Annotated in this window: 26 protein-coding genes; 7 read left to right on the forward strand and 19 right to left on the reverse strand. The window is 61.9% G+C overall.

All coding sequences use genetic code 11. The features are described 5' to 3' along the window. Positions 1 to 89: 89 nt before the first annotated feature. The 4 genes from AC1DUY_RS28030 to AC1DUY_RS28045 all read right to left on the reverse strand — a co-directional run bounded on the left by AC1DUY_RS28030 (position 90) and on the right by AC1DUY_RS28045 (position 5145). Complete coding sequence (locus tag AC1DUY_RS28030) at positions 90 to 1532, reverse strand: cell wall hydrolase (protein WP_478118586.1); 1443 nt, start codon at positions 1530 to 1532, stop codon at positions 90 to 92. Positions 1533 to 1693: 161 nt separating this feature from the next. Next, positions 1694 to 1867, reverse strand: coding sequence for a hypothetical protein (locus tag AC1DUY_RS28035; RefSeq protein ID WP_441228605.1), 174 nt, complete (start codon positions 1865 to 1867; stop codon positions 1694 to 1696). 28 nt (positions 1868 to 1895) lie between these two features. Then, positions 1896 to 4868, reverse strand: a complete 2973-nt coding sequence (gene ppdK / locus AC1DUY_RS28040; protein ID WP_170849757.1) for a pyruvate, phosphate dikinase — start codon at positions 4866 to 4868, stop codon at positions 1896 to 1898. A gap of 118 nt (positions 4869 to 4986) precedes the next feature. Beyond that, positions 4987 to 5145: a DUF3096 domain-containing protein gene (locus AC1DUY_RS28045; RefSeq protein ID WP_089262456.1), complete on the reverse strand. Its 159-nt coding sequence runs from the start codon at positions 5143 to 5145 to the stop codon at positions 4987 to 4989. A gap of 247 nt (positions 5146 to 5392) precedes the next feature. Here AC1DUY_RS28045 and AC1DUY_RS28050 point away from each other — a divergent pair, with 247 nt between their 5' ends. Next, positions 5393 to 5758: a DUF1236 domain-containing protein gene (locus tag AC1DUY_RS28050; RefSeq protein ID WP_231078116.1), complete on the forward strand. Its 366-nt coding sequence runs from the start codon at positions 5393 to 5395 to the stop codon at positions 5756 to 5758. A 266-nt stretch (positions 5759 to 6024) separates the two neighbouring features. Here the strand turns inward: AC1DUY_RS28050 and AC1DUY_RS28055 are convergent, their stop codons facing one another. From AC1DUY_RS28055 to AC1DUY_RS28085, 7 genes are all read right to left on the reverse strand, one after another. Next, positions 6025 to 7125, reverse strand: coding sequence for a hypothetical protein (locus tag AC1DUY_RS28055; RefSeq protein WP_478118590.1), 1101 nt, complete (start codon positions 7123 to 7125; stop codon positions 6025 to 6027). A 308-nt stretch (positions 7126 to 7433) separates the two neighbouring features. After that, the gene (glyS, locus tag AC1DUY_RS28060) at positions 7434 to 9548 is read right to left on the reverse strand and encodes a glycine--tRNA ligase subunit beta (RefSeq protein ID WP_478118592.1); all 2115 of its coding nucleotides are present in this window, start codon (positions 9546 to 9548) and stop codon (positions 7434 to 7436) included. Continuing rightward, the gene (locus AC1DUY_RS28065) at positions 9548 to 10480 is read right to left on the reverse strand and encodes a glycine--tRNA ligase subunit alpha (RefSeq protein WP_089262462.1); all 933 of its coding nucleotides are present in this window, start codon (positions 10478 to 10480) and stop codon (positions 9548 to 9550) included. The genes glyS and AC1DUY_RS28065 overlap by 1 nt, the downstream gene beginning before the upstream one ends. Positions 10481 to 10886: 406 nt before the next feature. Then, complete coding sequence (locus AC1DUY_RS28070) at positions 10887 to 11078, reverse strand: hypothetical protein (RefSeq protein WP_089262464.1); 192 nt, start codon at positions 11076 to 11078, stop codon at positions 10887 to 10889. Between the two features lie 108 nt (positions 11079 to 11186). Then, a complete protein-coding gene (locus AC1DUY_RS28075; protein WP_441280928.1) occupies positions 11187 to 12071 on the reverse strand; it encodes a S49 family peptidase in 885 nt (294 codons plus the stop codon). 234 nt (positions 12072 to 12305) lie between these two features. Further along, positions 12306 to 13082: a tRNA1(Val) (adenine(37)-N6)-methyltransferase gene (locus AC1DUY_RS28080; RefSeq protein ID WP_478118595.1), complete on the reverse strand. Its 777-nt coding sequence runs from the start codon at positions 13080 to 13082 to the stop codon at positions 12306 to 12308. A gap of 4 nt (positions 13083 to 13086) precedes the next feature. Next, the gene (locus AC1DUY_RS28085; protein ID WP_068733164.1) at positions 13087 to 13314 is read right to left on the reverse strand and encodes a putative signal transducing protein; all 228 of its coding nucleotides are present in this window, start codon (positions 13312 to 13314) and stop codon (positions 13087 to 13089) included. 236 nt (positions 13315 to 13550) lie between these two features. On the opposite strand from AC1DUY_RS28085, the gene AC1DUY_RS28090 reads away from it, so the two are divergent. Continuing rightward, the gene (locus AC1DUY_RS28090; protein WP_089262468.1) at positions 13551 to 14561 is read left to right on the forward strand and encodes a polyprenyl synthetase family protein; all 1011 of its coding nucleotides are present in this window, start codon (positions 13551 to 13553) and stop codon (positions 14559 to 14561) included. A gap of 9 nt (positions 14562 to 14570) precedes the next feature. Here AC1DUY_RS28090 and AC1DUY_RS28095 read toward each other — a convergent pair whose 3' ends face one another. After that, positions 14571 to 15572 (reverse strand): NADP-dependent oxidoreductase, encoded by a 1002-nt coding sequence (locus AC1DUY_RS28095; protein ID WP_439089296.1) that lies wholly within the window; start codon positions 15570 to 15572, stop codon positions 14571 to 14573. Positions 15573 to 15592: 20 nt separating this feature from the next. Next, complete coding sequence (locus AC1DUY_RS28100; RefSeq protein WP_478118598.1) at positions 15593 to 16468, reverse strand: alpha/beta fold hydrolase; 876 nt, start codon at positions 16466 to 16468, stop codon at positions 15593 to 15595. 156 nt (positions 16469 to 16624) lie between these two features. Between AC1DUY_RS28100 and AC1DUY_RS28105 the strand changes: the two genes are divergently transcribed. Next, the gene (locus AC1DUY_RS28105) at positions 16625 to 17056 is read left to right on the forward strand and encodes a winged helix-turn-helix transcriptional regulator (protein WP_089262474.1); all 432 of its coding nucleotides are present in this window, start codon (positions 16625 to 16627) and stop codon (positions 17054 to 17056) included. A 43-nt stretch (positions 17057 to 17099) separates the two neighbouring features. On the opposite strand, the gene AC1DUY_RS28110 is transcribed toward AC1DUY_RS28105, so the two are convergent. Further along, on the reverse strand, positions 17100 to 17990 hold the full coding sequence (locus AC1DUY_RS28110) for an AraC family transcriptional regulator (RefSeq protein WP_120288387.1): 891 nt from the start codon (positions 17988 to 17990) through the stop codon (positions 17100 to 17102). Between the two features lie 133 nt (positions 17991 to 18123). Between AC1DUY_RS28110 and AC1DUY_RS28115 the strand changes: the two genes are divergently transcribed. Continuing rightward, positions 18124 to 18879 (forward strand): SDR family oxidoreductase, encoded by a 756-nt coding sequence (locus AC1DUY_RS28115; RefSeq protein WP_478118601.1) that lies wholly within the window; start codon positions 18124 to 18126, stop codon positions 18877 to 18879. Positions 18880 to 18948: 69 nt separating this feature from the next. Here AC1DUY_RS28115 and AC1DUY_RS28120 read toward each other — a convergent pair whose 3' ends face one another. Next, positions 18949 to 19794, reverse strand: a complete 846-nt coding sequence (locus tag AC1DUY_RS28120) for an alpha/beta hydrolase (RefSeq protein ID WP_120288386.1) — start codon at positions 19792 to 19794, stop codon at positions 18949 to 18951. Between the two features lie 189 nt (positions 19795 to 19983). Between AC1DUY_RS28120 and AC1DUY_RS28125 the strand changes: the two genes are divergently transcribed. The 3 genes from AC1DUY_RS28125 to AC1DUY_RS28135 all read left to right on the forward strand — a co-directional run bounded on the left by AC1DUY_RS28125 (position 19984) and on the right by AC1DUY_RS28135 (position 23656). After that, positions 19984 to 21366 (forward strand): amidase, encoded by a 1383-nt coding sequence (locus tag AC1DUY_RS28125; protein ID WP_478118626.1) that lies wholly within the window; start codon positions 19984 to 19986, stop codon positions 21364 to 21366. A 361-nt stretch (positions 21367 to 21727) separates the two neighbouring features. Beyond that, positions 21728 to 22963: an MFS transporter gene (locus AC1DUY_RS28130; protein WP_120289104.1), complete on the forward strand. Its 1236-nt coding sequence runs from the start codon at positions 21728 to 21730 to the stop codon at positions 22961 to 22963. 30 nt (positions 22964 to 22993) lie between these two features. Beyond that, the gene (locus AC1DUY_RS28135) at positions 22994 to 23656 is read left to right on the forward strand and encodes a sulfite oxidase-like oxidoreductase (RefSeq protein ID WP_089262482.1); all 663 of its coding nucleotides are present in this window, start codon (positions 22994 to 22996) and stop codon (positions 23654 to 23656) included. Between the two features lie 21 nt (positions 23657 to 23677). On the opposite strand, the gene AC1DUY_RS28140 is transcribed toward AC1DUY_RS28135, so the two are convergent. The 4 genes from AC1DUY_RS28140 to AC1DUY_RS28155 form a co-directional block, all read right to left on the reverse strand. After that, positions 23678 to 24244 carry a DUF2478 domain-containing protein gene (locus AC1DUY_RS28140; protein WP_175368711.1) on the reverse strand — a complete coding sequence of 189 codons (567 nt, stop codon included), beginning with the start codon at positions 24242 to 24244 and terminating at the stop codon, positions 23678 to 23680. A gap of 148 nt (positions 24245 to 24392) precedes the next feature. Further along, entirely contained in the window at positions 24393 to 24767 is a 375-nt protein-coding gene (locus tag AC1DUY_RS28145) for a winged helix-turn-helix domain-containing protein (RefSeq protein WP_478118604.1), read from the reverse strand. Between the two features lie 291 nt (positions 24768 to 25058). After that, positions 25059 to 25658: an NAD(P)H:quinone oxidoreductase gene (gene wrbA / locus AC1DUY_RS28150; protein WP_175368708.1), complete on the reverse strand. Its 600-nt coding sequence runs from the start codon at positions 25656 to 25658 to the stop codon at positions 25059 to 25061. A gap of 56 nt (positions 25659 to 25714) precedes the next feature. Then, positions 25715 to 26413, reverse strand: a complete 699-nt coding sequence (locus AC1DUY_RS28155) for a pirin family protein (RefSeq protein WP_120288381.1) — start codon at positions 26411 to 26413, stop codon at positions 25715 to 25717. Positions 26414 to 26491: the final 78 nt, after the last annotated feature.

Genomic DNA, 26491 nt, shown 5'->3' on the forward strand with positions numbered 1-26491 from the left:
CGGCATAACATTCTGCGAAATCCGGAATGGAAAGAGCGATGCCGGGCATGGCATCGCTCTTGGCAGGCTCGGAGGTAAAGTCGTGGCTGCTACGGCTTGATTTCGGAGAGCTTGGCGGAGATTTCCGCCGTCTGCGCCGCCGTGCCCCAGCTTGGTGCTTCGCTGCCGTCGCCCCAGTTACGTGGGCGATAGAAGGAATGCACGCCGGTCTTGTACATCTTCTTCATCTCGCGGACCCAGGACGGGTGCACCCAATAGGCATGGTAATGTGTGGACTTCGCGACTTCCGGCAGCCAGATCCGGCCGTCCAGCGTCGCCTTCGCGATCTTGCGGGCGCGCTCCCACATATCCGGCTCTTTCACGACATCCGGAATGCCGTCGCAGGCGAAGGTGAACTGGCAGGCCAGGCGGCGATGCTTGTTCTGATAGACCACGCCGCAGACGGTTGTCGGATAGAAGCCGGAGAACACGCGGTTCATCACCACCTGCGCCACTGCCATTTGGCCACGCACCGCCTCGCCGCGGGCCTCGAAATAGATGGCTTCCGTCAGACATTTTTCCTGCTTGCCGCGGGTCTGCTCGGTGAGGCCCATACGTTCGGCCGGCGTCTTCGCACGCTGATTGGCGCTGTTGACCTCGCCCTTGCCGGCAACGCTTTCGCCGCCGTCGGTCGGGTTGATCGCCGCATTCGGCACCACCGCCGTAGCCTTCATGTCCGGATCGAGGCTTGAGCCCGGCATGGCCATGCCTGGTACGGCTGTGCCTGGCATTACGATGGTCGGCTCTTCGCCGGGCTGCCAGCGTTCCATTGTCTCGACCGATGCGCCAAGCGACGAGCTACCGAAAAACAGGCTCGCGGTTTTCACAGAGAAGCCGTCCTTGGCCGGCGCCGGCTCGACGGGGATTACCGCTGCATCGGTCTTGGCGTCCTCGGTGGGCTGCACGGACTGCGATGCGTCGTATTGAGCAAGCGGCGGGGCACGCAGCGCTTCATCGAGTTCGGGATCGAGCGGGGCATGCTGCACGGATGGCAGTGCATCGACGGTCTTCGCGCCCATCACCGATCTGTTGTCGTCGAATGAATCCTGTCTGGCTGGCTCATCAGGCACCACGGTCTCCGGCGTGCGGATGGCGAGGCGATCGCCCTTCAGCGAGCGATCCACTTTTGGAAAATCTGCAGCTTCATAGCGGCGGGGCGGCTGCGCCAGCGGATTGCGGGTCAGTGCACCGGTGATGTCAGTCAGCGCTCCGCTGGCGGCGATGCCGGAATTGTCGAGGCTGGCGAGTTGCAAAGTCGGATTGCGCGAACCCGTGCCCATCGGGCGGCCGAACGAGAATGTCGCAACCTGGATGGAGGAGACGGCGGGCGCGAACACGCGCTTCTGCCAGCGTTCGGTCACGCCCGGCTGGCGAGCCAGCAGCGAGGCGATGTCCTGATAGCCAGATTCTGTCGGGGCCAATGCGAAAACGCAGAGACCGAAGCCGAAGAACGCGCCACGCGCGCCCTTCGGCCGGTTACGCAGTACTAACATCGATACGCTCACGCAACGCTTACACCAGCATCGCCCTGCACGGCACTAATCTGCACATCCGTACATTTCGATCTATTTCGTTAGTACGGAATCAAAGTTGCCGCGGAGTTAATCGGCGATGCAACGACGCCACACGCAAGCTGTACGAGCGCAGCGCAAAATCATTCGAAAGCCTTGGTAAACCGCGGCTCCACAAAAGTAGTAAACATCGCGTTGACAAAGATGATGAAGAGAAATTCGCGGATGCGTAAAAATGTTTGCGAGTTCCATTCCGACGCACGAACAAACACGGCATGGGGCACGCAATAAAAATGGCCGGGGAACTCCCCAGCCATTTTTCAGATCATGAAATCAGCGAAGCACTTACGCCTGGCTGGAAATTTCCTTGCCGAGCGCAGCCTGTGCGGCAGCGAGACGCGCGATCGGCACGCGATAGGGCGAGCACGACACGTAGTCGAGGCCGATCTCATGGCAGAAGGCTACCGATGCCGGATCACCGCCGTGCTCGCCGCAGATACCAACCTTGATATCAGGTCGAGTCTTGCGGCCACGCGCGACGCCGATCTTCACCAGCTCGCCGACGCCGCTGCGGTCGACCGTGATGAACGGATCGACGGGCAGAATGCCCTTGGCGATATAAGTACCGAGGAAGCTCGCGGCGTCGTCACGGCTGATGCCGAAGGTCGTCTGCGTGAGATCGTTGGTACCGAACGAGAAGAACTCGGCGGTCTCGGCAATCTCGCCGGCCAGTAGACAGGCACGCGGCAGTTCGATCATGGTACCGACCGAATAGTTCAGCTTGCCGCCGGTCTCCTTCATCACCGACACCGCAGTGGCATCGATGCGCGCCTTGATGAGATCGAACTCCATCTTGGTGACGATCAGCGGCACCATGACTTCGAGGCCGACCTGTTCGCCAGTGCGCTTGCCCGCTTCGATCGCGGCTTCGAACAGCGCGCGCGCCTGCATCTCGGCGATTTCCGGATAGGCGATCGCAATGCGTACGCCGCGGAAGCCGAGCATCGGATTGAACTCGGCGAGATCACGCGCACGGTCCGCAAGCTTGCGCGGATCGGTGCCCATGACACGCGCCACTTCCTCGACTTCGCCCTGGGTGTGCGGCAGGAATTCGTGCAGCGGCGGATCGAGCAGACGGATGGTAACCGGCAGGCCCTTCATGATTTCGAACAGTTCGACGAAGTCGGCGCGCTGCATCGGCAACAGCTTGGCAAGCGCGGCGCGGCGGGCCTGCTCGTCTTCGGCGAGGATCATCTCGCGCACGGTGCGGATGCGGGTCTCTTCGAAGAACATGTGCTCGGTGCGGCACAGGCCGATGCCTTCCGCGCCATACTTGATCGCGGTGCGCGCATCTTCCGGCGTGTCGCCATTGACGCGGACCTTGAGCTTGCGGACCTTGTCGGCCCAGCCCATCAGCGTTGCGAATTCGCCCGACAATTCCGGCTCGATCATCGGCATGCGGCCGGACAGCACATGGCCAACCGAACCGTCGATGGTGATGACGTCGCCAGCCTTGAACACACGACCGCCGATCGACATGGTGCCGCGGCCGTAGTCGACGCGGACGGTGCCGCAGCCGGAGACGCAGGGCTTGCCCATGCCGCGCGCGACCACCGCCGCATGCGAGGTCATGCCGCCGCGGGTGGTAAGAATGCCTTCGGCAGCGTGCATGCCGTGAATGTCTTCCGGCGAGGTTTCGACGCGAACAAGAATAACCTTCTTGCCGTCGGCCTGCAGCTTGGCGGCTTCGTCCGACGAGAACACGATCTCGCCCGATGCGGCGCCCGGCGATGCCGGAAGGCCGGTGGCGATGACGTCGCGATTGGCTGATGGATCGATGGTCGGATGCAGGAGCTGATCCAGCGACGCCGGATCGATGCGCGATACCGCATCCTTCTGCGAAATCACGCCTTCATTGGCGAGTTCGACCGCGATGCGGATCGACGCCTTGGCAGTACGCTTGCCATTGCGGGTCTGCAGCATCCAGAGCCGGCCCTGCTCGACCGTGAACTCCATGTCCTGCATGTCGCGGTAATGCTTCTCGAGCTGGGTGTAGATGCGCGTCAATTCCTTGAACGCCTCCGGCATCGCCGCTTCCATCGACGCCTTGTCCGAACCGCTCTCGATCCGCGCGTCTTCGGTGATGTCCTGCGGCGTGCGGATGCCCGCCACCACGTCCTCGCCCTGCGCGTTGATCAGGAATTCGCCATACAGCTTGCTCTCGCCGGTCGACGGGTTGCGCGTGAACGCAACGCCGGTGGCCGAGGTCTCGCCCATATTGCCGAACACCATGGCCTGCACGCTGACGGCGGTGCCCCACGACTCCGGGATATCGTGCAGGCGGCGATAGGTCACCGCGCGGGTATTCATCCAGGATGAGAACACGGCGCCGACGGCGCCCCAGAGCTGCTCATGCGGATCCTGCGGGAAGTCCTTCCCCGTTTCGCGCGCGACGGCTTCCTTGTACTGGCCGACAAGCTTGACCCAGTCGTCACCATCGAGATCGGTGTCGAGTGTGTAGCCCTTGTTGTCCTTGTAGGTGTCGAGAATGTCCTCGAAGTGATGATGCTCGAAGCCAAGCACCACGTCAGAATACATGGTGATGAAGCGGCGATAGCTGTCATAGGCGAAACGCTTGTCGCCCGACAGTTCGGCCAGCGCTTCCACCGTGGTGTCGTTGAGACCGAGATTGAGGACCGTATCCATCATGCCCGGCATCGAGGCGCGGGCGCCGGAGCGCACCGAAACCAGCAGCGGATTTTTCTCGTCGCCAAAGCCCTTGCCGGTGATCTTGCCGACGGCCTCGAGCGCCTTCTCCACCTGCGACTGCAATTCCTTCGGATAGGATTTGCCGTTCGCGTAGAAATAGGTGCAGACCGAGGTCGGAATGGTGAAGCCGGGAGGCACCGGCAGGCCCAGATTGGCCATTTCGGCGAGGTTCGCGCCCTTGCCGCCGAGCAGGTCGCGCAGGCCAGCCTTGCCCTCGGCCTTGCCGCCGCCGAACGAATAAACCCACTTGCCAGCCTTGATGACGTCAGTCACCGGCTTGCTGGTGGCCTTCTTGACGGCCTTGGTCGCCGAAGTCTTGGCTGTAGAAGATTTGGCTACAACCGCCTTCTTGGATGCGGGAGCCTTTGCAACAGGCTTCGGAGCAACCTTTGCTTTCACAGCCGTTTTGGCCTTCGCCGCGGATTTTGCTGCAGGTTTTGCAGCTGACTTCTTAAGCGCCTTGCGGGCCACCGAAGCTACTTTGGGCGCAGCCTTGGACAACTTTGACTTCGCAGGGGCTTTCTTGGACTTCGAGGCGGTTTTGGCCATGGTTCTCAATCAATCCGCGAGAGGAAACGACAGGGAAATGTGCCGCGTTACACCACGTTTCAGGGACGTGGCGCAAGCAGCCCGGAGGTACCGCTGTAGGTAACGGCCGTGTCGAAATTTAGCCGATCTTCAACATCCTGAAGACGCCGAGTCCGGCCAGTCCGACGAAGATCAGATAGATCGCCACCACCAGATTGAGAAACCGCGGCATGATCAAAATCAGAACGCCAGCGATAAGCGCGACGATCGGCTGGATGTGAGCTGCCGTGATGACCATGGGGTGTCTCCGTGAGGGAATCGATTCGGGTGCGATGCGCCGCGGGGATTTAGCAGCATAAAGACGCCCTGCCCATCAATGGGTTCCCGCATACCTGCATGCAGTGCATCAAAAACCAGCAATTGCGCGTGGAAAATTCCGGAACGATCGCTGGCGGCATGCATTGGCCGACGGTGAATAAACCAAACCAGGCTGGATGGCACAGACCGGCGCGGCAAGCCGGACATCGTTCACGAAGGAGACGATCATGCGAAACAAACTTATTGCAGCAGCGGCCCTTGTCGGCGCGCTCGGCGCACCGCTGGCGGTGCAGGCTCAGGGCGTCACCGTCGGTGTATCCGGGGGCGATCGCGTCATCGTCGACAACAACGATCCCGATGGCATCACCGTGCAGGAGCGTCCGGCATTCCGTGAATATGTAGTGCGCGAACGCGTGCCGACCTTCACCGTGCCCGATCGCATCGTCGTCGGCACCACGCTGCCTGAAGCCGGCGTGACCTATTACGACGTGCCGCAGACGGTTGCGACGACGCCGTATCGCTACACGGTGGTGAATGGTCAGACGGTGCTGGTGGAGCCGCGCTCACGCCGCATCGTGCAGGTCGTCGACTAGCACGTCACGTTGAAAGAAGATTCGTTCGGGCGCCGCGAATGGCGACCGGGCGAAGAAGCCCCGCCCCGGTCATCCCCCACCGGGCGGGGCTTTTTTTGTTTGCGCATGACGCCACAAGCTCCGCCTCATGGTGAGGAGCGCGACTTCGCGCGTCTCGAACCATGAATGGGTGAGCGCCGGCGTTTGCAGCCATCCTTCGAGACGCGGCGAAGATGCCGCTCCTCAGGATGAGGACGGAGTGTTGCAGCACCTTCCTGTATCGACGCTTATCCGCTCTTCAGCAGCGACAGGATGTGATTGGTCGACTTGTAGCTCGCCACTGCATTGTCGCGGAAACTCGGCGTCCAGTTGGAGGCGGTCCGCTCCTCATCGCTCATCGCCGAATAGGTATTGAGAATGCCGAGGCTGAACTGGCTGGGATCGCCGCTCTTCTGGCTTGCCTGCAACGCCTCGAGAATGCTGGTGCGATTACGTGAATCGAGCACCTGCTTGGCGGCGAAACTCTCTTCCTTCGAGAACAGACCATCCTGATTGAGGGAGATCGCTGACAGCGAACGGTTGTCGACGGCGGAGAAATCCGCGAGCTGGCCGGTCTTGCGGCGGCTGTCATAAACGAGTTCGCCCTTGCCCGCCTCTTTCGCCGCCTTGGCCTGCGCATCCAGCGCCGCACGCACGCTCTTCGCAACGGTGGCGATGTCCTGCACGGGCGTCGTTGTATCGGGCTGCGCGAGATAGGCTGCGACCGGATCGTTGGCGATGCCTGATGGCGCCTTGGTCGGTGTCTGCTCGGTCGCCTGAATGCCCTTCAGCACGGCCTCGCGCTGCGCGGACCAGGTCGCCGAGGCTTTCTCTTCGCTGCCTGCGCTATCGAGATAATCCAGCGCGGCCTTGTAGATGCCACTGAAATCGCCGGTGAGCTTGGCTGTGCCCGCCGCAGGCGCGAGCGCCGCATTGAAGCGATTGCCCAGCTCGGTCTTGGCAACCGTCTGCTCGTCGGCGGTGAAGGTGCCGCCATTATTGGTGGCCATGGCGTAGAGCGAGCGGCGATCGAGTGTAGAGAGATCGATCGTCAGCTTGCCGTCCTTGTCCAGCGGACCTGTCGCCTTGGCAGCGACATAGAGGCCGGCGAGCTTGCCCCTGAGATCGGTGATGATGGTCGAAATATCCTTGTCGGAGCCGGAGCTCGCGAGCTTCGCCCGCGCCGCATCCGACAGCGTCAGATTAGTCGCCGCATCGGACGAGGACGACGAAGCGCTCTCATTGCTGTTGAGCGCATTGGCCAGCGACGGCTGGGCCGTGGCTGCGGCGCGCGCATAGGCGGAGCCGTAATTGGCATAGGGATTGAGGCCGGTATTGACCGAAGTCATGGGGCAGTCCTGTCCGCGCTAGGAATGCGACGGTTAAGAAACCGTTACGGAACCGGACCATTTCAAGGGATGGTTAATGTAAGGTAAATGTTTCGGGAGATTGCTGGAAATATCGTGCGGACTGCGCGTCTCAGCGAAGCAATCCGCCCCGAGTTCGTCATTCCGGGGCGCGGGCGCATCATCGCGCACGCGAACCCGGAATCTCGACATGGTGAAAACACTTCGGGATCCCGGGTTCTGACCTCCGCGGCTTCGCCGCTACGGCCCGCCCCGGGATGACGAGTGGGCGCCCGCAGGCGCCCCACTCGTCAATCTTGGATCTTCGAGAAATCCGCCACCGCACGCGTCGCCGCGCGGATCTCGTTCAGCAGCTTCAGACGATTTTCGCGGACCGCCGCGTCGTCGTCATTGACCTTCACTCTGTCGAAGAACGCATCCACCGCCGGACGCAGCTTGGCCATGGCGGTCATCGCACCGGCGAAATCTTCCTTGGCGACAGCCGCGCTCGCTTCCGGACCGACCTCGGCAATCGCCTTGGCCAGTGCCTTTTCTTCATCGAGCTTGAACAGCGCCGCATCAGGTGCGCCGTCGAACTTGCGCTTGTCCTTCTTCTCCTCGATGGCGAGAATGTTGTTGGCCCGCTTGGTGCCGGCCAGCAGATTCTTGCCGTCATCGCTGTCGAGAAACTTGCCGAGCGCTTCGACGCGGCGGACCACCATCAACAGATCGTCCTGACCGCCGAGCGCAAACACCGCATCGACGAGATCGTAACGGGCGCCCTGATCGCGGAGCTGGCCTTTGAGGCGGTCGGCGAAGAAGGCGAGGAGATCGGCAGGAACCTTATCAGAATCGATGAGAGCTTGCGCCGTGCCAGTCTCCAGCAATCCGTCAACACCCGACTTCGCAATCGTCGTCATCGAAAGACGAAGATTGTTCTCCAGCACAAGTCGGATCACACCGAGCGCGGCACGGCGCAGCGCGAAGGGATCCTTCGAACCCGTCGGCTTTTCATCCATCGCCCAAAAGCTTGCGAGCGTGTCGAGCTTATCTGCCAAAGCCACGGCAACACTGACGGGATTGGAAGGCACAACATCTGTTGGCCCTTGCGGCTTCCAATGCTCTTCACTCACCGCAGCAACAGCCGCATCCTCGTCGTGCGCCAGCGCGTAATACTTGCCCATCAAGCCCTGCAGCTCAGGGAATTCGCCAACCACTTCGGTAAGCAGATCAGCTTTGGCGAGTTGAGCCCCGCGCTTCGTCTTTGCGGGATCGGCGCCGACTAACGGCGCGATCTCACCAGCCAACCGTTCGATACGCTTGATCCGTTCCGCCTGCGTGCCCAGCTTCTCGTGAAACACGATCTGCTCGAATTTCGGCAGCCGCGATTCGAGCTTCGTCTTCAGGTCCGTCTCGTAGAAGAACTTCGCATCCGACAGGCGCGCGCGGATGACGCGCTCGTTGCCGGCAATGATCGCGGTGCCGCCGTCACTCGCTTCAATATTGGCTGTTATGACGAACTTGTTGGTCAGCTTCTGGGTCTTGGGATCGCGGACCACGAAGCATTTCTGGTTGGCGCGAATGGTGGCGCGGATCACCTCATCGGGGATCGACAGGAAGTCCTTGTCGAACGAGCCCATCAGCACCACAGGCCATTCGACCAGACCCGACACTTCGTCGAGCAGCGCGGGATCTTCGACCAGCTCAAAGCCCTGCGCGAATGTGAGCTGCCGCGCATCGGCGAGGATGATTTCCTTGCGGCGCTCGGGATCGAGCACGACCTTGGCGGCCTGCAGCTTCGCCACGTAGTCGTCGAAGCGGCGCACCTGGATCGCATCAGGCGCGAGGAAGCGATGACCGTAGGTGGTCTGACCGACACTCACGCCGCTCAGGTCGAACTGCACCACTTCCGGTTCTTCGGTCTCGATTCCGAAGGTCGCGACGATGGAATGCAACGGGCGCACCCAGGTCAGCGCGCTCGATTTCGCGGAAGCCGCACCCCAGCGCATCTGCTTCGGCCACGGGAAGATGCGGATGATAATGGGGAGGATCTCGGCCAGCACGTCGACCGTCGGCTTGCCCGGCTTTTCCGTCAACGCGATGTAGAAATCGCCCTTGGGATCGCGCTGAATTTTTGCTTCGTCGAGCGACGCAAGACCGGTGGCTTTCAGAAAGCCCTGGATCGCGGCTTCGGCGCCGCCGACGCGCGGTCCCTTGCGCTCCTGCTTGAGGTCCGACTGGCGCGCCGGAATGCCATGCACCGTCAGCGTCAGACGACGCGGCGTCGCGAAGGCCTTGGCGCCTTCATAGACGAGACCTTCGGCAACCAAACGATCAGTCACCATGCGGCGCAGGTCTTCCGCCGCCTTGGCCTGCATGCGGGCGGGGATTTCTTCAGAGAACAATTCGAGGAGAAGATCAGGCATCAGGCAGCACTTCCGGCTTCGGTATGCACCCACGCTTCGCCGCAGGCCTTGGCGAGTTCGCGGACGCGCATGATGTAGCTCTGGCGCTCGGTGACCGAGATCACGCCGCGCGCATCGAGCAGATTGAAGACATGGCTGGCCTTGATGCACTGGTCATAGGCCGGCAGCGCCATCAGATGTTCCTCGCGCTTGTCGCTCTTCCAGCCGGCGTCGAGATACTTCTTGCAGGCGGCCTCGGCCATCTTGAACTGCTCGAACAGCATCGCGGTATCGGCATGTTCGAAATTGTGCCGGGAATATTCCTGCTCGGCCTGCAGGAAGACGTCGCCATAGGTCACCTTGTCGGCGCCGTCGCGACCATTGAAGTTGAGATCGTAAACGCGGTCGACGCCCTGCACATACATCGCAAGGCGTTCGAGGCCGTAAGTGAGTTCGCCGGCCACCGGGGCGCATTCGACGCCCGCGACCTGCTGGAAGTAGGTGAACTGGCTGACTTCCATGCCGTCGCACCAGCATTCCCAGCCAAGGCCCCAGGCGCCCAGCGTCGGGCTTTCCCAGTCGTCCTCGACGAAGCGCACGTCATGCAGCGCCGTGTCGATGCCGATGGCTTTCAGCGACTGCAGATAGAGGTCCTGCAGATTCGCCGGCGACGGCTTCATGATCACCTGGAACTGATAATAATGCTGCAGCCGGTTCGGGTTCTCACCGTAACGGCCATCCTTCGGCCGGCGCGACGGCTGCACATAGGCGGCCTTCCAGGGCTTCGGCCCCAGCGCGCGCAAGGTCGTCGCGGGATGGAACGTACCGGCGCCCATTTCCATGTCGTAGGGCTGCAGGATCACGCAGCCCTGCTCGGCCCAAAACCGCTGCAGAGCGAGAATGAAGCCCTGGAACGAACGTTCCGGGCGCATGTGCGGAGGCAGGGAGTCCATGGTGGTTTCTGGGCCGTTTTTCCGGGGATTCGCCAAGAGGATCAAGGCGGATCAAAGCGCGCGGACCGTATCGGCGCGGCCTTGCGGAATCAAGGCAATGCGGCCCGATTTGGCGGTAACCGACGGGTAACCGCGCCGGCACATCGCCTGATCAGCAGGGTTAGTCGTTAAGTCCCGCGCACTATCCTGAATCGCATCGGTGGGAACGAACCCGGTCGTCGGGACTTGCCCCATTGAACGGTCCGGCAACGACGGTTGCACGGACCGGAGACCTCCAAGTCTTAAGTTGTCCAAATGTCCAGGGCCGAGGGACCTCCAAGCCTGAAAGCCCAACTTTGTCGCCGGTCTCGAGGACGTGCCCCGTCCTCAGGCCGGCGCAAATGTTTTGGGGGCCTGTTTGCGGCTCCTAGCCCGGCCGATACGCGCCCGTGACGGGATCGCGGCGCAGGGTTGGGACTTCCGTGGTCCCACTGCGTTCGGCTACCCGCGCCTGGCGGGCTTCTTCCAACTCATGATTGATCCGCTTGGCGGTTCTATAGGCCCAGCGGACAACGGCTGCGCTCCCAAGCGCGCCTGCAAGTGCGACCAGCGGCGGCATTTGTCGATTCCTGTCGTTCATCTCAAGCCCCCTGCCGATAGTCTCGCGCAAGTGCCGGTTTCCCGCAATTGGCTTTTGCGACACCAAATGCCGCGCAATACCGTCCTGCTAAAAGCCGTATTTGGACCACAGCGCGCGAGTCTCCAGCGCCGAGATCAGTTGATCCGGCAGTCCCGACAGGCCGTCCATCGAAAGCTGCGAGCCCGCGCCGGATTTGCGGCCGAGCAGACCCGACAACATGCCGGATGGCTGCGCGATCACCGGCATCTGCACCTTGTCGCCATAGCGGGCACGCAGCACCGAGCGCAGATCGCCAATGGCATCGCTGAGGCCGAGCGCGATGGATTTTTCACCGGCCCAGTATTCTCCGGAGAACAGCACATCCTCGGCGCCCTTCAGCCGGGCACCGCGGCTCTCCTTCACGAGATTGATGAAGATGGCGTGGATTTCGCGCTGAAGCGATTTCAGCCGCGCCACATCATCGGCATTTTCCGGCAGGAACGGATCGAGCATCGCCTTGTGCTCACCCGCCGTATAGAGTCGCCGCTCGACACCGATCTTCTTGATCAGTTCCTGAAAACCGAAGGTGCCACCGACCACGCCGATGGAGCCGACGATCGACGACGGATCGACAAAAATTTCGTCGCCCGCGCAGGCGATCATGTAACCGCCGGATGCCGCGACGTCCTCGACGAACACGAACACCGGTAGTTTCTTCTCCGCGGCGAGCTGGCGGATGCGCAGATAGATCTGCCGCGACTGCACCGGCGAGCCGCCCGGCGAATTGATCACCAGCGCAACAGCCTTGGCATTCTTGATCGCAAATGCCTTGTCCAGCAGCCTCGCGACGCCTGCGAGCGACAATCCCGGCCGCAGCGGCGTGACGGCGCCGATCGTGCCGGACAGACGCACCACCGGCACGACTGCAGTTGCGCGACGGAAACGCGCAGGCAGCAGCCTTGTGATCGCCGCTTTTAAATTGGATTCGCTCATTCAAATTTCCTCGACATTAACCAACTCTTATCACGCTGCTGTCATTGAACCGAGAGACGCTTTCAGCGTTTGAAAACCATAACAGGCCTTTACGCCGCAGCGGGAGAAGACATGAAAATCTATCTGCTCATGCTGATCATCGGTACGCTGCTCACGGCGATCCACTTCACGTCGGCGCCGCAGAAACGTTCCGAAACAGCTCCTCAATAAACAACACGCTGACTGCGGCATCGCCTAGAGCGATGCCCGAAGCGACGACCACGGCAGAACCGCCTGCCCGGCCAGCACGCGCTGGATATGGAGATCAGGCGCGCCATCCGCATCCCGCAGCGAGATGCCCGGCTCAATTGCCGCAGGCGCGCGGCCACCCTTCACAGTACGCACCAACACCCTGATCGCAGGCGCTGTCGTGTCACCATGTACCGGCATGATCGCGACGCTGCCGAAGCCGCGGTCCAGCGCAGTCAACACATCGGCCAATCCGTCCGCCCGCCAGATCAATGTCAGCACGCCGCCGGATTTGAGCAGCCGCCGCGCCGCGTGAATCCATGTCTGCAACGTGTCTTCCGTCGCGACATGGGCGATCTCGCGCAATTTGTTCGGCGAGGCGCGATGGCGCGCGGGATCGTTGAAAGGCGGATTCATCAGTACCGCGTCGGCGCTGTCTTGCGGCAGGCCTGCGGCAGCGAAAACATCGGCGCTCGCAGCGATATCGAGCGTCACGACATCCACTGCGATACCGTTCGCCGTCGCGTTTTCCCTCGCCAGTTCAGCGAGTTGCGGGTCGATCTCGACCAGCGTCAGGGACAGGCCGGGGACACGCCGCGCCAGCGCCAGACCTGCCGTCCCGACGCCTGATCCAAAATCGACGACCTTGTAACCGGCTTGCGCGGAGGTTGCAGCAGCCAGCAGGATCGCGTCATGGCCGGCGCGATGACCGGATTTCGGCTGCCGCAGCCGCAACTGGCCACCCAGGAAGCCGTCCTCCGTGGTCACGATCGCGTCAGCCATCACATCAATCCTGCGGCCGCAGCTCGTGGGCCAGTCCGGCATCCGTCAGCACGCGGCGCGCCTGCAGATCATCGTCTTCATGCACCAGGATCCGGCGCGGAATGATGCCCAGCGATCCTTCGATCACGCTCATATTCTGGTCCAGCACCAGATGGTGGATATTCGCGCCGTCGAGCAGCGCGCCCACCGCCGAGACCAGCACCACATCGTTCGTCCGCATGATTTCGCGCAATTGGAGGTCGCTCCCTGCCAGTAACCGGGTGTGTATCTATGGGGAAGTCAAGGTTCCGATACCCTTGCCGCGCCGCTGCGCAGTTTCTATTGTGCGGCCCGATATCGGTCGACGGCAATTCAGCAGATGGGGACACCTGTTTTCAACGTGAATTCGCCCTATTTGAATATAAGCGCTGCCAGTGCCTGCCTTTTTCATGGCCCGACGAAGCGCCCTTGTAATTCGGAGAGCCCAGCGTGGCGGTGATTGTTCCCTTCGAGAGTCACGCGACAGCGTCGATCGACCAGTTGGTCAGCCTTGTCGCTCCTGACATGGAGCGCGTCAATGCGACGATCCTGTCGCGGACCGGCTCGGAAGTCACCATGATCCCCGAGGTCGCCAACCACCTGATCTCGTCGGGCGGCAAGCGGCTGCGCCCGATGCTGACGCTCGCGATGGCCAATCTCACCGGCTACACCGGCGATGGCCATATCAAGCTCGCGGCCTCCGTCGAATTCATGCACACCGCGACGCTGTTGCATGACGACGTGGTCGACCAGAGCGAACTGCGCCGTGGCAAGCTGTCCGCGCGCATGCTGTGGGGCAACGAGGCCAGCGTACTTGTTGGCGACTTCCTGCTCGGCCAGGCCTTCCGCATGATGGTCGAAGTCGGCTCGCTGCGCGCGCTCGATATTCTATCCTCGGCTGCCGCCACCATTGCGGAGGGCGAAGTGATGCAGCTCGCCGCCGCCAAGAACACCGCGACCACCGAAGACGAATATCTCGCCGTCATCCGCGGCAAGACGGCTGAACTGTTCGCCGCCGCCTGCGAAGTCGGCCCGGTGATCGCCAACCGCCCGAAGGCCGAACAAACGGCGTGCCGCTCGGTCGGCATGAATCTCGGCATCGCCTTCCAGCTCATCGACGACGTGCTCGATTACGGCGGCAAGGCTGCCAAGCTCGGCAAGAATGTCGGCGACGATTTCCGTGAGGGCAAGATCACCCTGCCCGTGGTGCTCGCCTTCCGCCGCGGCAACGATGCCGAGCGCGAATTCTGGATCAAGGCGCTGGAGCGCGGCGAGATCGGCGAAGGCGACCTCGATCACGCCATCGGCCTGATGACCAAGCACCGTGCACTGGAAGACACGATCAACCGCGCCCAGCATTACGGCGCCATGGCCGTCGATGCGCTGGCGCTGTTTCCGTCATCGCCGATGAAGACTGCACTGGAGCAGGTCGTGGCGTTCTGTCTGGCACGGACGCACTAAGGCCAGACCTCACTGCACCGCGATGACCACCTTGCCCTTCGCGCGGCCGGTCTCGACATAGGCCAGCGCATCCCCGGTGTTCTCGAACTGGAACACCTTATCGACGAGCGGGCGGATCACGCCGGCTTCGATCAGGGACGTAATCTCACTCAACTGCTGCCCCTGTGCGCGCATGAACAGGAATGAATAGCGTAGGCCGAGGCGCTCGGCTTTTTTCCTCACGCCACGGCTCAGCAGACGCATGATCAGTTTCAGGAACAGGTTCAGACCGGCTTCCTTGGCGAAAGCCGGATCGGGCGGACCGGAAATGGAAATGAGCTGGCCGCCCGGCTTGAGCACACCCAGAGATTTATCGAGCGTCTTTGGATCCTGACTATTCAGCACAAGATCGTAGCCCGACAGGACCTTCTCGAAGTCCTGCGTCTTGTAGTCGATGACCACATCCGCCCCGAGACTTTTGACCAGTTCGGCATTCCTTGCACTGGCTGTCGTCGCAACTGTAGCGCCGAGATGCTTGGCGAGCTGGATTGCAAAAGTCCCGACACCACCGGAGCCGGCCTGAATGAAGACCTTCTGACCGGGCTTTACCTTGCCCACTTCGACCAGCGCTTGCCACGCCGTTAGCCCCACCAGCGGGATGGATGCCGCTTCCGTCATGCTGAGATTTTTCGGTTTCAGCGCCACGTCAGCTTCATTGATGGCGATGAATTCGGCGAACGTACCGACCCGATGATCGCGCGGCCGCGCATAGACTTCGTCGCCCACCTTGAACCGGCTGGCCCTGGATCCTGTCCTGACAACCGTTCCGGCGACGTCGTGACCCAGGATGAAAGGCGGACGATAGGGAAGAATAAGTTTGAACTCTCCATCCCGGAGCTTGGAATCCAGCAGGTTCACAGCTGTGGCGTGAACCCGGACCAGAACATCAGTGTCCTGCACTTCCGGTTCGGGCACGTTGGCCAGGCGCAGAGCGCCCTTCTTTTTGTACTTATCAACGACGAATGCCTTCATGGGCTTTCTCCAATCTCAAGTTAGCAGCGGCGCCAATCGCTCAGGAAGGAAAGAGCCTTCGGCACGAAATCAGCGTGGTACTGGAATATCCCGCCATGCCCGGCGTCTTCGTAGATCACCAGTTGCGCTCCGGGGATGCGTTCGGCCAAGTCGGTGCTGTTCACAGTCGGGACCATGATATCGTTGTCGCCATTCGCGATCAGGACGGGGATCTTGATACGGCCGAGATCCTGAGGCGCCTGTCGGCCCCAGGCTTTGATTGCCTTGAGTTGCCGCAGGAAGGCGCCAGGAGTCGGGCCCTTGTCCCTGTCCGCCTTGCGTTCCTTCAACCGCTTCAGAAAGGCCTTCGCGGCCTGGCGACCATTGGCCGTAGATGTGAAAAACAGATACAATTTCGGGTCGCGTAGCGTCAGCAGACCCTTGATCATGAGCGGCCAGGACACCGCTCCGACCTTATCGATACCTTTGCCGCCCGCAGGACCGGTGCCAGTCAGGATGAGCTTTCGCACAAGACCGGGAGCCTTGAGCGCAACATCCTGCGCCACAAATCCGCCGAGGGAAAAGCCAAGCAGATCGACCTTCTCGAAACCCAGCGCCCGGATCAGGGCAATCGCGTCGCGCGCCATTTCGTCGATAGTCACAGGTGCTGTTCCGCCCGACGCACCGATGCCGCGATAGTTGGTCGCGATCACGCGGTGTTTGCTGGCGAGGCCGTCAACGATCCCCGGGTCGAAATTGTCCAGCACCGCTCCCCAATGATTGAGGAGAACGAGCGGCACGCCGCCCCGGGGGCCTAGCTCTCGATAGGCAAAGGCAGTTCCTCCGACGTTGATGGAGAGATTGGGCGCCTCAACGTAGCGCACACCAGATCCAACGTTGCCAGGAGCACTCGTCATTGTTTGCTCCATTGCCGCAGCACCTGTGCTGTCGCCAACCCGACACGGCTGCGCTCTCCTGTACTCATCGCTTCTGCCTTCATTTTATCGTGGAACATCCTTGGAGACGGTGTTACTATCGAATTAATAGTAAGTCACTACTAAAAAGATATCGACATGAAGAATCTTTCGGACCAGCCATGCCTGATTGCCCGAAGCCTTGCGGTAGTGGGGGACGCATGGAGCATGCTGATCATGCGCGACGCCCATGCGGGGCTGACCCGCTTCGATGATTTCCGCAAAGGCCTCGGTATCGCGCCAACGATGCTAACGGGGCGTCTTTCAGCCTTGACCGACGAAGGGCTGCTGGAGAAACGTCGCTATTCCGAGCGTCCGCCACGGGACGAATATGTGCTGACGGAAGCCGGCCGCGACTTTCTGCCGGTGCTATTTGCGATCGGTGCGTGGGGACGCAAGCATCGCGGCGGGGGCGACGTCACCCGGTTCTTCGACGCAGAGGCCGGAACGGAGATCGATCCCGTTACCATCGACCGCGAGACCGGCGCTCCGGTCGGAACACGTCCCATTCGCGTCGCCGCAATCGAATGAGCCGCGCGGCATTCCGGCGCCATGGCCGGCAATGCGCTGGCGATCACGCCACGGAGCGTGCCTTGTCACGCGCAGCCTCGATGTCGCGTACCGGCGGCGCGCCGAACATGCGGCCATATTCCCGGGTGAATTGCGGCACGCTCTCATAACCGACGGCGAAGGCCGCGCTGCTCGCGGTCGCGCCCTCCCACAGCATCAGCCGCCGCGCCTCGATCAGACGCAACTGCTTCTGAAATTGCAGCGGCGAGAGCGACGTCACGCTGCGGAAATGCTGGTGGAATGATGACGGGCTCATGCCCGCAACATCTGCAAGACGCTCGACCAGCACCGGCCGCGCGAAATCGGCGCGCAACACCGCGACCGCGCGCGCGACACGTTGTGCGTGACTATCCGGCCAGCCAAGCCGTCGGATCGCCGGCCCGTGGCGACCAGCCAGCAGCCAGTAATGCATCTCCCGCACCAGCTGCGCGCGCAGCACCGGCAATGACGCCGGACGATCGAGCAAGCGCATCAGCCGCAACGCCGCGTCCGCAACTTCGGCATCGGTGGGCTCGACCCGGACACGCGCGAGATCGGCGCTTGGCTCCGCTTTCATCTCGACAACCAGTTCGGCGATCACGGCCAGATCAAGTTCGAACACCAGCGAGAGATAGGGCGCGGCAATGCTCGCCCGCGTGATTTGACTGACGATCGGAACATCGGCCGTGATGATCAGCGAATCCCCGGCGGCGAAGACAAAACTCTCCGTGCCCATGGTGACATGCTTGGTGCCCTGCACGACGAGGCAGATCAGCGGCTGGAAGATCGCGTGGATAATGTCGCTGGGTGTGGTTGCGCGCACGGCAGCAAGGCCGAGGATCGGCGTAGTCGCGATGCCGGCACTATCAGCATGGGTCTCTGTGTAACGGCGAACGGCATTGAGAAGCGTGGTCATGAGGCTCAGCCTACATCATCGTAAATGCGCCAGCACATGATTTTGGAGGATTAGGCAAGGAACGTCGAGCTTCGGGCAACTAGCCCTGGTTCGTCGGGGCGATATCGGAATGGTCACACCACAGGAGCTGACCATGACCAAGATTACCCTCGTTACCGGCGCCAGCCGCGGTCTCGGCCGCAATACCGCTCTCAACATCGCCCGTCACGGCGGCGATGTCGTCCTCACCTATCAAAGCCGCAGCGAAGACGCACAGGCTGTCGTCTCTGAAATCCAGCACATGGGCCGCAAGGCGGTGGCGCTGCAACTCGACACCGGCAAGATTGCCGGCCTCGCCAAATTTGCTGGCCGTCTGCGAACAGCGCTGCGCGAAACCTGGTCGCGCGAGACGTTCGACCATCTCGTGAACAATGCCGGACACGGCGATTATGCACTGATCTCCGACACTACCGAGGCGCAGTTCGACGGGCTGGTGAACGTCCATTTCAAGGGCGTGTTCTTTCTCACGCAGGCACTGCTGCCACTGATCGCGGACGGCGGTCGCATCGTGAACCTGTCGTCCGGACTGACCCGCATGTGCCTCCCGGGCTACGCCGCTTATGCCGCCATGAAAGGCGCCGTCGAGGTGATGACCATGTATATGGCGAAGGAACTGGGCAGCCGCCGGATCACCGTGAACACGGTCGCGCCCGGCGCAATCGAAACCGATTTCGGCGGCGGTGCCGTGCGTGACAATCCGGACATCAACAAGACGATCGCCGGCATGACCGCCCTTGGCCGCGTCGGCCTGCCCGACGATATCGGACCGATGATCGCGAACCTGCTGTCGGAGGACAATCGCTGGGTGAACGCGCAGCGGATCGAGGTGTCGGGCGGACAGGGGCTGTAGACAAAACAATCCCGGCGCTGACGAGCGGCGCCGGGATACGTCTCACATACTCAAATTGCTGGTCTGATTCTAGATCCGCGCGACCAATTCCTTGATCAGCGTCGTGATCCGCCCCGTCGGCGATTCCAGTTCTTTCATGATCGAGAAGTGATCAGCGCCCGGGATCTCCTCATAGCTCACCGGCAGACCGTACTTTGCCCGGTGCACGGCAAGGTCCGCCGTCTGCTGGCGCAGGATCGGCAATTCGCCGCCGCCAACCACCAGCGCGAGCGGCTTGTTCGGGCCGCCATCCTGCAGCAGCGGCGACTGCCGCTTCGACATCGCCTCGTCCAGCTTCAGCTTTTCATTCAAATAGGACGCGCGGATCGGCTCGAGATCGTAGATGCCCGAAATGGCGACGCCGCCCTTCACCTTCGGATGCGACAGCGTCGTCGAGGTGAGATGACCGCCGGCGGACCAGCCGGACACCACGATGCGGTTCGGATCGCCGCCGAGCGAGGGAAGCTTCTCAACCAGCGCATCGACGCCGGCATGCATCTCGGCCACGATCTCCTCCAGCGTCGCATCCGGCGCGAGTGTGTAACCAATTGCAGCGACGTTGATACCGTGGGCGATGGGACCTGCGGCGAAGCAGGTGAAGAAATCCTTCGAGCGCATCTGCCAGTAGCCGCCGTGAATCAACAGCAGTGTCGGCCCGCCATCGGCCGCCTTGATGAAATCGAACCTGTTGCGCTCGCGTGGACCATAGGCGACGTCGAGATGCGCAGGGTACTTCGCCTTCATCGCGTCAGAGCGCTGGCCCCATCCGGCGGCGATGTCGGCGCTGCCCGCAACGGCAGTCGAGTTGTTCAGGCCGGCATCGAGCTGCTCGCGCGTCATCGCGCGCCAGTTGGAATCGCCGAAAGGCTTACTCATGGTTGCATCCCTGCATTGTGTGAGGCGACTTGGGTTAAGGAGATTTGGCCTGCGAGTCCCATTTATCCAGAAAATGGTCTACACGGCTACGTCGGGATCGACATCCCAAGCATACGAATTGCTCTGCATCCGAAATTGGAGACGTGCGTGGCCTCTCAGCAAGATCTCATCAAAGCAACGGCCTGCGCCATGGTCGATCAACTCAATGCCGGGACGGTGACGCCGCTCGACCTGCTGGACGCGCTGGAAGCCCGCATCAAGGAGGTCGATGGCCAAGTCAACGCGCTGCCGATTCTGTGTTTCGACCGCGCGCGCGACGCTGCGAAAGAATTGATGAAGAAGCCGCTCGGCGAACGCGGCATCCTTGCCGGCCTGCCGGTGCCGATCAAGGATCTCACCGCCGTCGCCGGCGTGCGCACCACACAGGGATCGCCGATCTACAAGGACGTTGTGCCGACCAAGTCCAACGTGCTGGTCGAGCGTCTCGAAGAGAATGGCGGCGTGATCTATGCGAAATCCAACACGCCTGAATTCGGCGCCGGTGCCAACACCTTCAACGAAGTGTTCGGGGCGACGCTGAATCCGTGGGACCTGTCGAAGTCGGCCGCCGGCTCGTCCGGCGGCGCCGCGGCAGCACTTGCCAGCGGCACGGCGTGGATTGCCCATGGCTCCGACATGGGCGGTTCGCTGCGCAACCCCGCCAGCTTCTGCGGCATCGTCGGCCTGCGTCCGAGCGTCGGCCGCGTTGCGTCCACGCCCGCCGTGGCGCTCGCCCGGATGGTGAGCGTGCAGGGCCCGATGGCCCGCACCGTGGAAGACCTCGCGCTGATGCTCGATGCCATGAGCGGCGAACACCCTGCCGATCTGATCTCGCTGCCGAAACTGCCGACCTCATTCCGCTCCGCCGTGCGCGCCGGCACCAAGCCGAAGCGGATCGCCTATTCGCCGGATCTCGGCATCACCCCGGTCGATCCCGAAGTGGTCGCCATCACCCGCAAGGCAGCGATGGCATTCGCCGACGCCGGCGTCATCGTCGAAGAAGCACATCCCGATCTGCGCGAAGCCCACGAATGCTTCCACGTGCTGCGCGCCTATGACTTCGCGATCTCGAAGCTCCAGCTGCTCCGCGACAAGCGCGATCAGCTGAAGCCAGAAGTAATCTGGAACATCGAGCAAGGCCTAAAGCTCACGGTCGATGACCTGGCCAAGGCGGAGGCGCAGCGTGTCACGCTGGCGGCGCGGGCCTACGAGTTCTTCCAGACATACGACCTGCTGCTGTGCCCGGCGACCATCACGCCACCGTTCCCGATCGAGCAGCGCTATCTCGCCGAATGCAACGGCACCAAATTCGACAACTACGTGCAATGGCTGGTCATCGTCTATGCGATCACCCTGACCTGCTGCCCGGCGCTGTCGATGCCTTGCGGTTTCACCTCCAAGGGTCTGCCGGTCGGATTGCAGGTCGTCGGCCCGCCGCGCGGCGAAGCCTCACTGCTCGCCGGCGCACGCGTGCTGGAAGACATTCTCGGTCTGCGCGATTCCACGCCGATCGATCCGCGTCCGGCGAAGTAACGGAACTCCGCCCTCATACTCGCTCCTCCTGGCTGGCCCTATGCCGGCCAGGACGATGCCTTTGGGCATGACCGCCCGGAGTACCGCTACCTTTCATAGACTTTTGTCTAAGCCACATTGTCGCATGTCGAGGCTAGTCATGTGCGGCCATGGCCGGGATGCGGGCATCGCCTGACAGAACGATCCTGCCAGCAGCAATGCATTCCGCGGCATTGGCTTTTCGTGCCGCGCGTGGCAACGGGACATTTCACTTCACGGAATACGAGGGTTCTACGTGGCAGATTCATTCGCACCGCCGGCGGACGGCAAACTCCATTTCGACGACGCCAAGAAACGCATCAAGGCGATCTTCATCGGCTCGATGGGCAATCTCGTCGAATGGTATGACTTCTACGCCTACACCGCCTTCGCATTGTATTTCGCGCCGGCCTTCTTCCCTAACTCCGACCCCGTCGTTCAGCAGCTCAATGCGGCCGTGCTGTTTGCCGCCACCTTCCTGATGCGGCCGCTCGGCGGCTGGCTGTTCGGCTATCTCGCCGACACCTATGGCCGTCGTATATCGCTGACGATCTCGGTCCTGTGCATGTGCTTCGGCTCGCTGATCATCGCCTGCACGCCGACCTATGCCACCATCGGCATCGCGGCACCGATCCTGCTCGCGCTCGCCCGCATCATCGAAGGCCTCAGCCTCGGCGGCGAATACGGCGCCAGCGCCACCTATCTCTCGGAAGTTGCCGATCCTAAGCATCGCGGTTTCTATTCGAGCTTCCAGTATGTCACGCTGATCGGCGGCCAGCTGACCGCGATCATCGTGCTCCTGCTGCTGCAGAAGGTGTTCCTCACCGAGCAGGAGCTGAAGGACTGGGGCTGGCGCATTCCGTTCGTGATCGGCGCTGGTCTTGCGGTCTTCACCGCCGTGATGCGTCGCGACATGCACGAGACTGACCAGTTCGTTGAAGCGAAGAAGCAGGCCAAGCCAATGGGTTCGCTGCGCGCGCTGATGGCCTATCCGCGCGAATTGCTGCTGGTTGTCGGCCTCACCGCCGGCGGCACCGCGGCGTTCTATACCTTCACCACCTACATGCAGACCTTCGTGAAGCTCTCGGTCGGCCTCACCGCGGACCAGACCACCACGGTGATCTTCGGCACGCTGATATTCGCCTGCCTGCTGCAGCCGATCTATGGCGCGATCTCCGACCGCATCGGCCGCAAGCCGCTGCTGATCTTCTTCGGCGTTGCCGGCACGCTGGCGACTGTTCCGATCCTCACCACGCTGCAGACCACCAAGTCGCCATTCACGGCGTTCCTGCTGATCTGCGGCGCCTGGATCTTCGTGGCCGGCTATACCTCGATCAATGCGGTGGTGAAGGCCGAACTGTTCCCGACCAATATCCGCGCCCTCGGCGTCGGCGTACCCTATGCGCTGACGGTGTCAATCTTCGGCGGTACGGCGCCGGCGATCGCGCTGTACTTCAAGCAGATCGGTCATGAACAGTGGTTCTACTATTATCTGTCGGGCATGATCTTCCTGTCGCTGCTGATTTACGCCACCATGCGCGACACCAAGCACAAGTCGGCGATGCACCGTCACGAGTGACGGTCAACGTCTAGCCAAGGAGCGTCAGCCATGACCGAGGATCACACCCCGCCGGAATCCAAGCTGACGCAGACCAAACAGCGCTGGGCGCGCGAAGGCCGGTTTCTCACCGGCAAGATTGCGCGCCCGGACGACCAGCGGCTCCCGCCCGGCCAGCATCTGACCCAGGATTGGCCGGTACTGGATCTGGGCATCACGCCAAACATCCCTCGCGAGCGCTGGCGGCTCGATGTCTACGGCGCCGTCGAGACGCCGCTGTTCTGGGATTTCGGCCAGTTCAGCGCGCAGCCGCAATCGACCTTCATCTCAGACATCCATTGCGTCACCACCTGGTCGCGTTACGACAACCAGTGGGAAGGTCTTTCGACCCGTGCGCTGCTGGATGCGTGCCAGCCGAAGCCCGAGGCGCGCTTTGTGGTGCTGGAATCCCATGACGGCTACACCACCAACCTGTCGCTGGAAGATTTCGCTGCCGAAGACGCACTGCTGGCGCATTCGTGGCAGGGCTCCCCGATCGAGCGCGATCATGGCGGCCCGGTGCGGGTGATCGTGCCGCATCTATATTTTTGGAAGAGCGCCAAGTGGCTGCAGCGCATCCAGTTCGTCGGCGACGACAAGCCCGGCTATTGGGAAGTCCGCGGTTATCACAACCGCGGCGATCCGTGGCAGGAGCAGCGATATTCGGACGATTGATAGAGACGCGTTGATGGAATTCTATTTCAGCACTTCGCAAACGCTGCGATGGTCCTGACGTATCAGTCCCTCGGTGCGGCAAGAGACTTTTGCCCACCAGCCATCGAGCGACTCGCGATCGCAATGCAGCTTCACGCTCATGCCATCGGCAAATGCAATCCATTCGGCAAAGCGATGCGACGGCACGGCGATCACCACGGGGATATCGCTAGAGAGCGCGCGCTCGATCAGATAAGCGAGCCCCTTGCCCTCGCGCTCCTGCTTGCCGAACCGGTTGATGATGACGAGATCGGCGCCCTCGTCGATGGCGTCGGCGACCTGCGTGCCGGCATCGAGCAATTGTCCGACATCGAGCTTGCAGCCCTTGGCGCCGGGACCGAGATCCTGAAACAAGCGCACGTGCGCACCGGTGTGCAGCATGACCGCAGTCAGCTTCGGCACGTCGAATTCGCGATGCCCGAGTTGCACCAATCCGACGGCGCGAACGCCCTGCTTGCTCAAATCCGCCGCGAAGGTGTGCAACACTGCGTCGGGATCCTGATCCTTGTCATAGACAAGTGCAGCCAGATCGCATTGGGCGTCGAACATTGCGAAGTTCCAGTTTAAACCACGGCGCGCCACGAGCGACCAAGGCGGATCAATCCTATTCCAGAATAGAGCCATTCGAAAGCGCGATCGGGCTGACCGTCACGATATATTTATCCGGATACAACGGTGATACCGCCGGCTGGATCGGTTAGAACCTGCGCTTCTTGCCGATATCGCCCTTCAGCGCCAGCAGCTCTTTGCGCGCGGCTGTAGCCGCAGCGTTTTCGATGCCGCGATAGCGCTTGATGAGCATCAGACCGAATGGCGTGAGGATCGCCCCGCCCCCATTCTTGCCGCCAGTCTGGCGCTCGACGGCAGGCTGCCCGCAGATCCGGTTCAGTTCATCCACCAGATCCCAGGCGCGCTTGTAGGACATCGCCATGGCGCGGCCAGCAGCCGAAATCGAACCGGTGGCATGAATATGTTCGAGAAGCTGAATCTTGCCCGGTCCGATCCGTCCCTCGGGATCGAGGTCGATGCGGATACTGAGGGCTGGCGCGGGCGGGCTGGCTGGCTTGGACATCGCCGAAGTCTACGTCCCCAAACGCAACCTTGCCAGTCCAACAATCAAGGAACGTTTCAGTGTTGGCGGCATTCGGGGCAAACCACTTCGCCCCTGGTCACATGCGCGATGCCGCGGCAAACCCACCGCCTAGCCATCGCATGTAGCGGCCGCCGTGCCAGCTGATAAATGAAATACACGTCGAGCATGATGAAATCGAATCCGTTTGTTCCAGCATAGATAAGGCGGCGCTCTGCAATCAGAACGCCGCCTTTCTCTTGTCAGCCATCTCTTTTTAGTTAGCCACGCAGCTTAGCCGTGAAGTTTCTTGGCCGTCTCGGCGATGACCTTGCCCTGATAACGGGCACCGGCCAGTTCGTTGGCCGAAGGCTGGCGGCTGCCGTCGCCACCGGTCAGGGTGGTGGCACCATAGGGCGAGCCGCCGGTGACTTCATCGAGCTTCATCTGGCCCTGGAAGCCGTAATTGAGGCCGACGATGGTCATGCCGAAATGCAGCAGGTTGGTGATGATCGAGAACAGCGTGGTTTCCTGGCCACCGTGCTGGGTCGCGGTCGCGGTGAAGGCACCGCCGACCTTGCCATGCAGCGCGCCCTTCATCCACAGGCCACCGGCCTGATCGAGGAAGTTGGCCATCTGCGAGGACATGCGGCCGAAGCGGGTGCCGGTGCCAACGATGATCGCGTCGTAATTGGCGAGATCGTCGATGGTCGCGATCGGGGCAGCCTGGTCCATCTTGTAGTAGGACGCCTTGGCGACCTCGGCAGGCACCAGTTCAGGCACGCGCTTGATATCGACAGTGGCGCCGGCTTCGCGGGCGCCTTCGGCAACGGCATTGGCCATCGCTTCGATATGGCCGTAGGCGGAATAATACAGAACGAGTACTTTGGTCATGGTCAGTCTCCGTTGGATTGGGATGAATAGGTCGGGTTGATGATTGGTGGGCGCGGTCAGGCGGCGTCCACCAGAACGAGTTCGGAATCTTCCAGCGCCTTGATCGTGACGTTTGCTTCGTCACGGATGGCGACACCGTCGCGGGCGTTGACGCGAATGCCGTTGATCTCAATCGCGCCGGCCGCCGGCACGAGGTAGCCGTTGCGCGAGCTACCCAGTGGATATTGCGCGGTCTCACCAGCCTTCAGCGTGGTTGCCAGCACCCGGGCGTCAGCCCGGATAGGCAGTGCCCCGGCGTCGTCCTTGAAGCCGCTGGCAATGGTGACGAACTGGCCGGAGCGATCGGCCTTCGGAAACGGCTTGGCGCCCCAGCAAGGCTGGCCGCCCGTTTGTGTGGGCTCGATCCAGATCTGGAAGATCCGCGTGGTCGATGCCTCCAGATTGTATTCGGAGTGCCGGATGCCCGAGCCCGCACTCATCACCTGGACGTCGCCGGCCTCGGTGCGGCCCGTGTTGCCCAGACTGTCCTGATGCGTGATCGCGCCCTCGCGGACATAGGTGATGATTTCCATGTTGGAATGCGGATGAGCGGGGAAACCGGTGTTCGGCGCGATCTCGTCGTCGTTCCAGACGCGCAGGCTGCCGTGGCCCATATTCTCGGGGTCGTAGTGGCTGCCGAACGAGAAATGGTGCTTGGCCTTGAGCCAGCCGTGGTCGGCGCCGCCGAGTTTGTCGAAAGGTCTGAGGTCGATCATGACGAAATCTCCGTCGTTTGATGCATTTGCATCCTGGGCATCTGGATATGCCCTCTCAGATGGCGCATAAATAGAAAT

This window comes from Tardiphaga sp. P4_G1 (assembly GCF_056401215.1).